This is a genomic window from Priestia sp. 40 (assembly GCF_049368575.1).
Classification (GTDB): domain Bacteria; phylum Bacillota; class Bacilli; order Bacillales; family Bacillaceae_H; genus Priestia; species Priestia zanthoxyli.
This window is the reverse complement of sequence record NZ_JBMPZA010000005.1, coordinates 1,789,038-1,801,276: the sequence shown is the minus strand read 5'-3', so window position 1 is coordinate 1,801,276 and position 12,239 is coordinate 1,789,038. Positions and strand designations below refer to the sequence as shown.

15 protein-coding genes are annotated in these 12,239 nt (G+C 39.4%); all 15 read left to right on the top strand.

From position 1 onward, the window contains the following. Nucleotides 1–88: 88 nt before the first annotated feature. The 15 genes from ACO1DI_RS10475 (at nucleotide 89) to ACO1DI_RS10405 (ending at nucleotide 12,186) form a co-directional block, all read left to right on the top strand. Nucleotides 89–310, top strand: coding sequence for an AtpZ/AtpI family protein (locus ACO1DI_RS10475; protein ID WP_013085464.1), 222 nt, complete (start codon nucleotides 89–91; stop codon nucleotides 308–310). A gap of 6 nt (nucleotides 311–316) precedes the next feature. Further along, the gene (locus tag ACO1DI_RS10470) at nucleotides 317–688 is read left to right on the top strand and encodes an ATP synthase subunit I (protein ID WP_013059806.1); all 372 of its coding nucleotides are present in this window, start codon (nucleotides 317–319) and stop codon (nucleotides 686–688) included. An 18-nt stretch (nucleotides 689–706) separates the two neighbouring features. Beyond that, nucleotides 707–1,417, top strand: a complete 711-nt coding sequence (atpB, locus tag ACO1DI_RS10465) for a F0F1 ATP synthase subunit A (protein WP_013059805.1) — start codon at nucleotides 707–709, stop codon at nucleotides 1,415–1,417. A gap of 90 nt (nucleotides 1,418–1,507) precedes the next feature. Further along, nucleotides 1,508–1,720 (top strand): F0F1 ATP synthase subunit C, encoded by a 213-nt coding sequence (atpE, locus tag ACO1DI_RS10460; protein WP_013059804.1) that lies wholly within the window; start codon nucleotides 1,508–1,510, stop codon nucleotides 1,718–1,720. A gap of 102 nt (nucleotides 1,721–1,822) precedes the next feature. Then, nucleotides 1,823–2,341, top strand: a complete 519-nt coding sequence (locus ACO1DI_RS10455; protein WP_013085463.1) for a F0F1 ATP synthase subunit B — start codon at nucleotides 1,823–1,825, stop codon at nucleotides 2,339–2,341. Beyond that, nucleotides 2,338–2,883 carry a F0F1 ATP synthase subunit delta gene (locus ACO1DI_RS10450; RefSeq protein ID WP_014457762.1) on the top strand — a complete coding sequence of 182 codons (546 nt, stop codon included), beginning with the start codon at nucleotides 2,338–2,340 and terminating at the stop codon, nucleotides 2,881–2,883. The genes ACO1DI_RS10455 and ACO1DI_RS10450 overlap by 4 nt, the downstream gene beginning before the upstream one ends. 15 nt (nucleotides 2,884–2,898) lie before the next feature. After that, nucleotides 2,899–4,407 (top strand): F0F1 ATP synthase subunit alpha, encoded by a 1,509-nt coding sequence (atpA, locus tag ACO1DI_RS10445; RefSeq protein ID WP_013085461.1) that lies wholly within the window; start codon nucleotides 2,899–2,901, stop codon nucleotides 4,405–4,407. A gap of 105 nt (nucleotides 4,408–4,512) precedes the next feature. Then, nucleotides 4,513–5,370 carry a F0F1 ATP synthase subunit gamma gene (locus tag ACO1DI_RS10440; protein WP_013059800.1) on the top strand — a complete coding sequence of 286 codons (858 nt, stop codon included), beginning with the start codon at nucleotides 4,513–4,515 and terminating at the stop codon, nucleotides 5,368–5,370. 36 nt (nucleotides 5,371–5,406) lie between these two features. Next, a complete protein-coding gene (gene atpD / locus ACO1DI_RS10435) occupies nucleotides 5,407–6,828 on the top strand; it encodes a F0F1 ATP synthase subunit beta (RefSeq protein ID WP_013059799.1) in 1,422 nt (473 codons plus the stop codon). Nucleotides 6,829–6,854: 26 nt separating this feature from the next. Then, nucleotides 6,855–7,259 (top strand): F0F1 ATP synthase subunit epsilon, encoded by a 405-nt coding sequence (locus tag ACO1DI_RS10430; RefSeq protein ID WP_013059798.1) that lies wholly within the window; start codon nucleotides 6,855–6,857, stop codon nucleotides 7,257–7,259. A 274-nt stretch (nucleotides 7,260–7,533) separates the two neighbouring features. Beyond that, complete coding sequence (locus ACO1DI_RS10425; protein WP_042991814.1) at nucleotides 7,534–7,770, top strand: DUF1146 family protein; 237 nt, start codon at nucleotides 7,534–7,536, stop codon at nucleotides 7,768–7,770. 161 nt (nucleotides 7,771–7,931) lie between these two features. Continuing rightward, entirely contained in the window at nucleotides 7,932–8,672 is a 741-nt protein-coding gene (locus tag ACO1DI_RS10420; RefSeq protein ID WP_013059796.1) for a YwmB family TATA-box binding protein, read from the top strand. Between the two features lie 31 nt (nucleotides 8,673–8,703). Continuing rightward, nucleotides 8,704–10,008 (top strand): UDP-N-acetylglucosamine 1-carboxyvinyltransferase, encoded by a 1,305-nt coding sequence (murA, locus tag ACO1DI_RS10415; protein WP_028411990.1) that lies wholly within the window; start codon nucleotides 8,704–8,706, stop codon nucleotides 10,006–10,008. A 162-nt stretch (nucleotides 10,009–10,170) separates the two neighbouring features. Continuing rightward, nucleotides 10,171–11,193: a stage II sporulation protein D gene (spoIID, locus tag ACO1DI_RS10410; protein WP_423145223.1), complete on the top strand. Its 1,023-nt coding sequence runs from the start codon at nucleotides 10,171–10,173 to the stop codon at nucleotides 11,191–11,193. A gap of 162 nt (nucleotides 11,194–11,355) precedes the next feature. Continuing rightward, the gene (locus tag ACO1DI_RS10405; protein WP_014457768.1) at nucleotides 11,356–12,186 is read left to right on the top strand and encodes a M23 family metallopeptidase; all 831 of its coding nucleotides are present in this window, start codon (nucleotides 11,356–11,358) and stop codon (nucleotides 12,184–12,186) included. Nucleotides 12,187–12,239 lie beyond the last annotated feature (53 nt).

Genomic DNA, 12,239 nt, shown 5'->3' with positions numbered 1-12,239 from the left:
ATTTTTTTTGCCTTTCTATCATATATTGAGCTATAAAAACGATAGAGAATTCGGAAAAAAGAAAATTTTGCAAAAGGGGTATGAGCTTATGAAAGATCGCAACCGTCATCCTTTGCAAGCGATGGCATTAGTGTCAATCATTCTATCACAGTTAGCAGGTTCAGTCTTAATTGGCTTATTCTCTGGAAGATGGGCTGATCAATGGCTTGACACCGAACCACTATTTTTGATTTTAGGCCTTCTTTCAGGGCTAGCAGCAGGTGTTTTTATGATGCTGCGGACAGTCCACCATTTTTTTTCAGGAGATTAATAATTCATGCAGGATTTGCAGCACGTTTTTCCAAGACTTCGTTCATACATATTGTATTTGTTAGCATTATACGTTCTCGGCTGGGGATTTACAAGTTATAAGGCTGTTTTTGCAGGTTTAATTTTAGGAACCGCCCTGAGTTTGTATAATTTGTGGAACTTAGTAAGAAAGTTTGAGCAGTTTGGACAGGCGTTGGATGAGGGGAAAAAGCCCCGTTCAATTGGTACTGTTGTAAGATTTGCAACAGCTGCTCTCGCAGTTGTGATTACCATCTCTTATCCAAAAACCTTTCATATTATTAGTGTAGTTGTGGGATTAATGACGTATTATGTTGTCATTATCATAGATTTAGTTGTTCAAAATATGCGTAGAAGATAGAAAGAGAGGTGAACACAGTTGGGTCATGAATCACCAACTATAGAGTTTCTAGGCCTTACTTTTAGTCAAAGTAACTTGCTTATGGTTACCGTAGCTTCTGTTATTGTATTCTTAATTGCAGTTTTATGTACTCGTACTCTTGCTATGAAGCCAAGCGGTGCACAAAACTTTATTGAATGGGTCTTAGATTTTGTTAAAGGACTCGTTAATAGCAATATGGATTGGAAAACAGGTGGCCGCTTTTTGACGCTAGGTGTAACTTTACTTATGTACATTTTTGTGTCAAATATGTTGGGTCTTCCATTTGCCATCGTGATTGACCATAACTTATGGTGGAAATCGCCAACCGCTGATCCAGCAATTACGCTGACGTTAGCCGTTATGGTAGTTGTACTATCACATTATTATGGTATTAAAATGCGAGGTTTCTCTGCATACACGAAAGATTACTTCAAGCCAATGGCATTTTTATTCCCGCTTAAGATTATCGAGGAGTTTGCCAATACGTTAACGCTTGGCCTTCGTCTTTACGGTAATATTTATGCTGGGGAAATTTTGTTAAGCTTGCTAGCTGGTTTAGCAACAACAGGCTTCCTAGGTACAATTGGAGCTGCTATTCCAATGCTTTTATGGCAAGGATTCAGTATTTTTGTAGGCGCAATTCAGGCCTTCATTTTCACAATGTTAACGATGGTTTATTTATCTCACAAAGTGAGTAGCGACCATTAATTTATAAAGCTTTGTTCAAGTAATACCCAATTTGGACAAAACAAAACTTAGTTAAACAAAATCATATATATTAAGGGAGGACTTTATAAAATGGGTTTAATAGCATCTGCAATTGCGATTGGTTTAGCGGCACTAGGTGCTGGTATTGGTAACGGTCTTATCGTTTCTAAGACGATTGAAGGCACAGCTCGCCAACCAGAAGCACGTGGTACATTAACTTCAATGATGTTCGTTGGGGTTGCCTTAGTTGAGGCGCTTCCAATTATCGCCGTAGTTATTGCATTCATGGTACAAGGTAAATAATAATGTGTTACATGTGGCGAAGATCATTCAAAAGAACCTTCGCCATTACTTTATGTCTTTAATAAGTAAATTATATATGTGGAGTCTCTGAAGGGAGTGAACATGGCCGTGTCGAACATGTTTGTGTTAGGAGCAGCAGGCATTAATGGTGGAGATATTCTTTTCCAATTAGTGATGTTCCTTATCCTACTTGCGTTACTTCAAAAATTCGCGTTTGGTCCTGTAATGGGAATCATGAAAAAACGTGAAGAGCATATTGCCGGTGAGATTGATGAAGCAGAAAAGCAAAATGAGGAAGCGAAGAAGCTTGTTGAAGAGCAGCGTGAAATCTTAAAGCAATCTCGTCAAGAAGTGCAAGTAATGATGGAAAACGCTAGAAAGTCTGCAGAAGATAAAAAAGAAGAAATCATTGCGGCAGCACGTGAAGAGTCTGAGCGTCTAAAAGCTGCAGCAAAACAAGAAATCGAACAGCAAAAAGATCAAGCAGTTGCTGCGTTACGTGAGCAAGTTGCTTCATTATCTGTTTTAATTGCGTCGAAAGTTATTGAAAAAGAACTTTCTGAACAAGATCAAGAGAAGTTAATTCATGAATATATCCAAGAAGTAGGGGATGTACGATGAGTCAACCAGCTGTAGCCAAGCGCTATGCACTAGCTCTTTTTCAATTAGCAACAGAAAAACAGATGATCGATGAAATGCAAGACCAGCTACAAATTGTTGAAGAGGTGTTTGCTAAAACACCTGAATTAATGGATGTATTAACTCATCCAAAAATTACAATTGAGCGAAAAAAACAGTTTGTAAGTGAGGCATTCGCTGAACTTTCACCAACTGTTCAACATACGGTTCTTCTATTATTAGAGCGTCACCGCATTCAAATCGTTGGCCAAATGGTGCAAGAGTATCGTTTCCTAGCGAACGAAGTACGTGGCGTGGCAGATGCAACTGTTTATTCTGTCAAACCTTTAAGTGCAGATGAGAAACGAGCAATCTCACAATCATTTGCTTCAAAAGTTGGAAAACATACGTTAAATATTTCAAATATAGTAGATAAAAGCCTAATCGGCGGCGTGAAGCTTCGCATTGGCAATCGTATCTATGATGGCAGCATTAGCAGCAAATTAGAAACGATCCACCGAGGACTTCTTGCACACAGATCGTAGATAGGGGTGAAATTCATGAGCATCAAAGCTGAAGAAATTAGTGCGCTGATCAAGCAGCAAATTGAAAACTATCAGTCTGAGATTAAAGTGAGTGATGTAGGTACTGTTATCCAAGTTGGGGACGGTATCGCACGTGCTCATGGCCTCGACAATGTCATGGCTGGAGAACTGGTTGAATTTTCAAATGGTGTCATGGGAATGGCACAAAACTTAGAAGAAAACAATGTAGGTATCATTATTTTAGGACCATACACGGAAATTCGTGAAGGTGACGAAGTTCGCCGTACAGGACGCATCATGGAAGTTCCAGTAGGGGAGCAGTTAATTGGTCGTGTTGTTAACTCACTAGGTCAGCCAGTAGACGGCTTAGGCCCAGTCGAAACAACAAAAACACGTCCAATTGAAGGTGCTGCACCGGGCGTTATGGATCGTAAATCAGTACATGAGCCGCTTCAAACAGGTATCAAGGCGATTGACGCACTTGTGCCGATCGGTCGTGGACAGCGTGAGTTAATTATCGGTGACCGTCAAACGGGTAAAACATCGGTAGCAATCGATACAATCTTAAACCAAAAAGATCAGGATATGGTATGTATCTATGTAGCGATTGGCCAAAAAGAATCAACAGTTCGTAACGTAGTAGAGACATTACGTAAACACGGTGCTCTAGATTACACAATCGTTGTAACAGCATCAGCTTCACAACCAGCTCCGCTATTATTCTTAGCACCATACGCTGGGGTAACAATGGGTGAAGAGTTTATGTATAACGGTAAGCACGTACTTGTTATTTATGATGACTTAACGAAACAAGCATCAGCTTACCGTGAACTTTCATTACTATTACGTCGTCCTCCAGGTCGTGAAGCGTATCCAGGGGATGTATTCTACTTGCACTCTCGTTTATTAGAGCGTGCGGCAAAATTATCGGACGCAAAAGGTGGAGGTTCATTAACAGCTCTTCCATTTATTGAAACACAAGCAGGGGACGTATCTGCTTATATCCCAACCAACGTAATTTCGATTACAGACGGACAAATTTTCTTACAGTCAGATCTATTCTTCTCAGGCGTACGCCCTGCGATCAATGCTGGTCTTTCTGTATCACGTGTAGGGGGATCTGCACAAATTAAAGCGATGAAAAAGGTAGCAGGTACACTGCGTCTAGATCTTGCATCTTATCGTGAGCTTGAATCGTTTGCTCAGTTCGGTTCTGATCTTGACCAAGCAACTCAAGCAAAATTAAATCGAGGAGCGCGTACAGTTGAAATCTTAAAACAAGGTTTACACAAACCGCTTCGCGTAGAAAAACAAGTAGCTGTGCTTTACGCATTAACAAAAGGCTTCTTAGATGATGTTCCAGTATCAGATATTACACGCTTTGAAGACGAGTACTTAACATGGTTAGAATCAAACCGTAAAGAAGTACTTGAATCAATCCGTACAACTGGTGGCCTTCCTGAAGCTGGCGTATTCGAATCAGCACTTGAAGAATTCAAGAAAACATTTATTGCATCTGAATAATATATTGTCAGCATGGTATGTTAAGACAATCTTTCAATAAGGTGAAGGTGAACATTTGTTCACCTTTCATACCACGTGATCTTCTAAAACAAGGTGGTGAAACCTTTGGCATCATTACGTGATATACAAACTCGAATCACATCGACGAAAAAAACGAGCCAGATTACGAAAGCAATGGAAATGGTTTCAGCTGCAAAGCTGAATAGAGCGGAACAAAATGCAAAATCGTTTGTTCCATATATGGAAAAAATTCAAGAGGTAGTCTCAAGCGTAGCCCTTGGCAGCAGAGGCGCTTCACATCCAATGTTAACTGCACGCAGCGTGAAGAAGACTGGTTATATCGTAATCACTTCAGATCGCGGTCTAGCAGGAGCATATAACAGTAATATTTTACGAAAAGTATCTCAAGCTATTGAAGAACGCCATCAATCACCTGATGAATACGGTGTGATTGCAATTGGACGAGTAGGGAGAGATTTCTTCGTAAAACGCGGTATTCCGGTTTTGCTTGAAATCACAGGCTTAGCAGATCAGCCAGCTTTTGCTGACATTCAAGGAATCGCTTCACAAACAGTTCAAATGTTTGCGGACGGTACGTTTGATGAACTTTACTTATACTACAATCACTTTATCAATACGATTTCACAAGAAGTGACGGAGAAGAAGCTATTGCCTCTAACAGATCTTCAACCTTCTGGTAAACTTGTTGGTTATGAATTTGAACCATCACAAGAAGAGATTTTAGAAGTATTACTTCCTCAGTATGCAGAGAGTTTAATTTACGGCGGCCTGCTTGATGGAAAAGCAAGTGAGCATGCTGCTCGTATGACAGCAATGAAAAGTGCAACAGACAACGCAAAAGATCTTATCAATAATCTTACATTGTCATATAACCGTGCACGTCAAGCGGCAATTACCCAGGAAATTACGGAAATTGTTGGCGGAGCGGCAGCGTTAGAATAGAAAGTGTAATGGAAAAGCAAGTTAGGAGGGAACACGATGACAAAAGGACGCGTTACTCAAATCATGGGTCCAGTTGTAGACGTAAAGTTTGACAACGGACACCTTCCGGCAATTTATAACGCCCTTAAAATTTCACATAAACCGAGCAGTGCAAGTGAAGTTGCAATCGAATTAACATTAGAAGTTGCGATTCACTTAGGTGATAACACAGTTCGTACAGTAGCAATGTCATCCACTGACGGCTTAGTTCGTGGATTAGAAGTAGAAGATACAGGTGCAGCAATCTCAGTACCAGTTGGTGACGTTACGTTAGGTCGTGTATTTAACGTATTAGGTGAAAAAATCGACTTAGACGCCCCAATCGATGCAGGTGCACGTCGTGATCCAATCCACCGTCAAGCACCAAAGTTCGAAAATCTATCTACGCAAGCTGAAATTCTTGAAACAGGTATTAAAGTAGTAGACTTATTAGCTCCTTACATTAAAGGTGGAAAAATCGGTCTATTCGGTGGTGCCGGTGTAGGTAAAACAGTATTAATTCAAGAGTTAATCAATAACATTGCTCAAGAGCACGGCGGTATTTCGGTATTCGCTGGTGTAGGTGAGCGTACGCGTGAAGGTAATGACTTATACCATGAAATGACAGATTCTGGTGTTATTAAGAAGACGGCTATGGTATTTGGACAAATGAATGAGCCACCTGGTGCACGTCAGCGTGTTGCATTAACAGGATTAACAATGGCAGAATACTTCCGTGACGAACAAGGTCAAGACGTATTATTCTTTATCGATAATATCTTCCGTTTCACACAAGCGGGTTCAGAAGTATCAGCATTACTTGGCCGTATGCCATCAGCAGTAGGTTATCAGCCAACATTAGCAACAGAAATGGGTCAGCTTCAAGAGCGTATCACGTCAACAAGCGTAGGTTCTGTAACATCGATTCAAGCGATTTACGTACCAGCCGATGACTATACGGATCCAGCTCCAGCGACAACATTTGCTCACTTAGATGCAACAACAAACTTAGAGCGTAAATTATCAGAGATGGGTATTTACCCTGCGGTAGATCCATTAGCATCTACATCTCGCGCTTTATCTCCTGAAATTGTTGGAGAAGAGCACTATGCAATTGCGCGTCAAGTTCAACAAACATTACAGCGTTATAAAGAGTTACAAGATATCATTGCAATCCTAGGTATGGATGAGTTATCTGATGAAGATAAACTTGTTGTACAACGTGCTCGTCGCGTTCAATTCTTCTTGTCTCAAAACTTCCACGTAGCAGAACAATTTACAGGCCAAAAAGGTTCTTATGTTCCTGTAAAAGAAACTGTTAAAGGATTTAAAGAGATCTTAGAAGGTAAATACGATCATTTACCTGAAGATGCGTTCCGTTTAGTTGGTCGCATTGAAGAAGTTATTGAAAATGCGAAACGTATGGGAGTAGAAGTTTAATTTAAGGGACATAGGAGGTTTTTTAAATGAAGACAATCCATGTCAGTGTAGTGACTCCTGATGGCCCAGTTTACGAATCAGAAGTGGAAATGGTAAGTACCCGAGCACAGAGCGGTGAGCTTGGTATTTTACATGGCCATATTCCGATGGTTGCTCCTTTACAAATTGGAGCCGTCCGCTTGAAGAAAGCAAGCAGTACAGAACTTGTGGCTGTTAGCGGAGGATTTCTTGAAGTAAGACCTGACAAAGTAACAATTCTTGCACAGGCTGCTGAAACAGCTGAAGAGATTGACGTAGCTCGTGCAGAAGAAGCGAAAAAGCGCGCTGAAATGCGCCTTGATAGCAAACAAGACGACGTTGATGTTAAGCGTGCTGAAATTGCCTTAAAACGGGCAGTCAATCGTTTAGATATTAGTCAACGTAAGTTCTAAAAAAAGCCCTCTCAAACGAATGAGAGGGCTTTTTTGCTCTATTATACAAAAAGGGGAGAGCAAATAGCATTCATCTATGATTATATATTCCATTTAACTAAGCGCATCCATCTTCTTTATTTTGCTCAATAATGGAAAAAGATCTTAAAATAGGGAATAAAATAAATGTTTTTCATGTTACCGTTTACGAATTTGCATAAGTGTGCTTTAATATGAAAAGAAGAGACGATGATCGTCTCTTCTTTTCATATGGTGTCTAAAAGGAGTGCTTTTATTGTTTGGAGGAATTGAACAGCAAACGTTACTAACCATGATTTCACATTTGATTTTTATTGTGATTACCTGGTATGCTTTGCAAGGCTTTCAAATTGAAAAGCTGATGAAACCTAATCATGTGTTTCAAGCAAAATTAATGCTTATTTTATTGACCATTACGATTTCATCAACAGTAAGTAATTTCTTTTTGGATTATTTATTTTGGTCACAGCGCATTCCCACATTTTTTCAATGATTGGCAAGCTATGAGTCTACTATAAAACAGACCTTCATTCATTGAAGAATATACGAATTTATACGCTAATGTATGTCACTATGTCTAAATATGACGACCCTTTTCATGTATGTATCATCGCCTTCTGGAAAGACTGATGAGTACGGAGAGGGAGTGGCGAAATGTTTAAAAAAATTAGTGTCTTTTTGGCTATTTTCATTACTGGCTTATTCGTATATCATGGAAGTTATGTGAGCAATGCCCAAAACAATGAAACTACTATTGAGAAGATTGTTCACACCTTAAATAAGCAGCATGTTTCGTTAACTGAAGTATCGTTGTATGCAAGAGAAGAAGTAAAAGCTGTTACTGACCAAAAAACCTTTTATTCGCAAGCAAAAAGTATTAAAAGTAATTTTAGAGGTTTTAAATGGGAAGTGAAGAGGGAAAGAGACCTATGGAAAGCAATAGGTACACGCAAAAGTGAAGATGTGAACGAAGTCATTCTGTTAACTTATGCGATCGATGAACACAGCAATGCGTACATATCGTATCATGTAACGGGACAAGGTTTAAAAGAAAAAAATATGACCCATTTTCAAAATGTATTTCAGACAAATTATGAAAAAATTTTCCTGTCAGAACCCATAATTTTCTCTTGTGCAACAGGGGAAATCAATGATAAGATGGAAAGTGTTTTGTCTGTTGAAATTCAAGACCTATTACGAGCTTTCAATGCTAAACCAGTGGAATCTCTAGTGGAAGAGTCATTTACCTCTGTTTCAGCATATACTGGACTGTGGAAAGAAGCTCTTCAAACGAAAAAGCAGGAAATGAACTTACAAATTGCATTACGCAAGACAAGAATGGGCGGTCAAACAACCATAGTTGTTGGCACACCTATCATTACGTCTGAATATTAATATAGAGAAAATGGACGCGGAGGGGAATACCTTGGAAAAAATCATCGTCCGCGGTGGAAATAGATTAAGCGGTACAGTTAAAGTTGAAGGAGCAAAAAACGCCGTTTTACCTATTATCACTGCAACCTTATTAGCTAGTGAAGGAAAAACAATTCTAAATGATGTACCAGCTCTCTCCGATGTATTTACGATTGGCGAAGTTTTAAGACATCTGAATGCAGAAGTAGATTTTGAAACAAATCGTGTAGTTGTAGATGCATCAAGAGAGTTAAAAACAGATGCACCTTTTGAATATGTAAGAAAAATGCGCGCTTCAGTACTTGTAATGGGTCCTTTATTAGCGCGTATGGGTGAGGCTCGTGTAGCTTTACCTGGTGGATGTGCGATTGGATCAAGACCGATTGATCAGCATCTTAAAGGCTTTGAAGCAATGGGTGCTAAAGTTCAAGTAGGAAATGGTTTTATTGATGCAAAAGTTGAAGGAAGACTAAAAGGTGCTAAAATTTATTTAGACTTCCCAAGTGTAGGTGCCACAGAAAATATTATGATGGCAGCAGCATTAGCGGAAGGCACTACAATTATGGAAAACGTAGCAAAAGAACCTGAAATTGTCGATTTAGCAAACTTCTTAAACGCAATGGGCGCTAAAGTTCGCGGTGCAGGAACTGGTACGATCCGTATTGAAGGTGTTAATAAATTATATGGTGCAGAACATGCAATTATTCCAGATCGTATCGAAGCTGGAACGTTCATGGTAGCAGCAGCTATTACAGGTGGAAATGTACTTGTACGCGGTGCAGTGGCAGAGCACATCAGTTCACTTGTTGCTAAAATGGAAGAAATGGGTGTTGAAATTACTGAAGAAGGCGACGGCTTACGTGTTGTAGGACCTGAAAAGCTAAAATCAGTAGATATTAAAACAATGCCTCATCCAGGGTTCCCTACGGATATGCAGTCTCAAATGATGGCATTATTATTAGCAGCAGAAGGCACAAGTATGATTACAGAAACAGTTTTTGAAAACCGCTTTATGCACGTAGAAGAGTTTCGCCGTATGAACGCTGATATTAAAATTGAAGGACGCTCTGTTATTATTAACGGACCTTCTCAACTACAAGGCGCTGAAGTAGCAGCAACAGATCTTCGTGCAGCAGCAGCGTTAACATTAGCAGGACTTGTAGCAGACGGCTATACGCGTGTAACGGAATTAAAACACCTTGATCGTGGTTATGTGAATTTCCACAATAAATTAGCCGCTTTAGGCGCTGATATTGAACGTGTAAATGACGAAACAAAGCAAGTAGAACAAACTCAACAGGCTTCAGACGTTAAGTAAATATATCATAAAAAAAGCATCTCATGGCGAGGTGCTTTTTTTGTCGTTGGACGACCCTTATAGCCGGTTTGCTGTCATAAAAGGTTGTCCACCTCCATACACATGAAATATAAGGATATAGGTGTTCCTTGTCAAAATAATAGATATGGAGGCTAGGCGTTCATGAAACAAGCAAAGCCAATCGTCGTACTAGGAGTCATCTTTTTTTTCGTTGTGTTACTCATCCCAACACTGCTCGTTGTTCCTTTTACTGAAAAGATAGATGGAAAGCTACATGAAAATGTCAAGCAGACCCCAAAAACCGAAAAACTACAAAAAGTGACAGAATCTCCTCTTGACGTCAGTGTTTATCGTACAGAAACGAAAAAAGTAGAAAAACTGCCGCTCGAAGACTATCTTGTAGGGGTAGTAGCAGCTGAAATGCCTGCTACTTTTGAACTGGAAGCACTTAAAGCTCAAAGTTTGGCAGCCAGAACCTATATTGTGCAAACAATGATGAATGGAAATAGTCATCTTCCCCAAGGAGCGGACGTGACAGATACCGTAGAGTACCAAGTGTATTTAAATAAAGATGAGCTAAGAAGCAGATGGAACAAAGACTATGATTGGAAAATCAAAAAAATTCAAGAAGCGGTGAAGGACACCCAAGGTCAAATTCTTACGTACAAAAACAAACCAATTAATGCTACGTTCTTTTCTACCAGCAATGGTTACACTGAAAATTCAGAAGCGTATTGGAAGAATTCTATTCCTTATCTAAAAAGTGTGGCTAGTCCATGGGATAAAAAATCTCCTGAATTTACAAATCAGAAAGTAATGTCGGTTGCTAGTTTTGAACAGAGGCTTGGAGTGAAATTAACAAACAGTGGATCAGTAGGTGAAATCGTCTCTAGAACGCCGGGGCAACGCGTAGACTACGTAAAGATAAACGGTAAAGAACTGTCTGGAAAAGATGTTCGGGAAAAACTGGGCTTATCGTCAGCCGACTTTCATTGGACAAAAAAAGGGAATGAAATTATCATCAACACAAAAGGATATGGACATGGTATTGGGATGAGTCAGTACGGAGCAAATGGCATGGCACTAGAAGGGAAAACGTATAAAGATATTGTTACTCATTATTATACAGGCGTTGCGATTACCCCTAACGATCAGTTCGTTGCACAATTGACAGCTAAGCGCTAATTCAAAGACCCTTATAGCAGGGTCTTTTTTATGTTTTTCGTTTTTTTAAAATAAAAATGTATATTTTAGATTCATTTGTTAAAAAATAATCGAAAAAATTTTTTTATCGCTGTGTATATATTCATTCAATTGTGTTCAGACTGATTGCTGAGGTGATGATATATGAGAGAGGAAGAAAAGAAACGTACTTCTCCAAAATCGAAAGTTCAAAAATTAGTTAGAAAGCGTTGGGTGTTCCCGGCTATCTATTTAGCGAGTGCAGCAATTATTCTTACAGCAGTCCTTTGGTTTCAAGCTAATGGCAACGATATTAGCAAAGAAGACAAAAGCGGCTATAGCCAAGACGGTACGGCTTATCGAGACGATGCTGTAGAGGTAAATGCTTCGCTTGAAAATTTAAAAATGCCAGTTGCTAGTGAAGCATCAGCTATCGTGAAAAAGCCTTTCTACGACGATCAAGCATCTGAAAAACAACAAGAAGAAGCACTAGTGTTCTACAACAATACGTATCACCCAAACACAGGTGTTGACTTAGCTGTTAAGGGAGATAAATCATTTGATGTTGTAGCAGCAGCTAGCGGTACAGTAACAAAAGCAACAAAAGATCCTTTACTTGGTTATGTAGTAGAAATTGATCACAAAGACGGTTTAGTAACACAGTATCAATCTCTTGAGAAAGCTGATGTAGAAGTGGGAGATATTGTTAAACAAGGTCAAACGATCGCAAAAGCTGGAAAAAGCTTATATAATCAAGAAGCTAAAACACATGTGCACTTTGAAGTTCGTAAAGATGGTGTAGCGATTAATCCGAGCAGTTACTTTGGTAAATCTGTTAGTTCTATTAAAGAAGTAAAAGCAGCTGAAGTAACAGAGCCAAAAGACGACTCTTCTTCTGAAGGATCAAAGGATAGCGAAAAATCATCTGATGAAAAGACTAAAGAAGATAAAGATTCAAAACAACCTTCAACAGATACGTCTAAACCAAATGCATAAAGCAAGGCTATGAATACGAAAAGAAGCTTGGCAAAACCGAGCTTCTTTTTTTA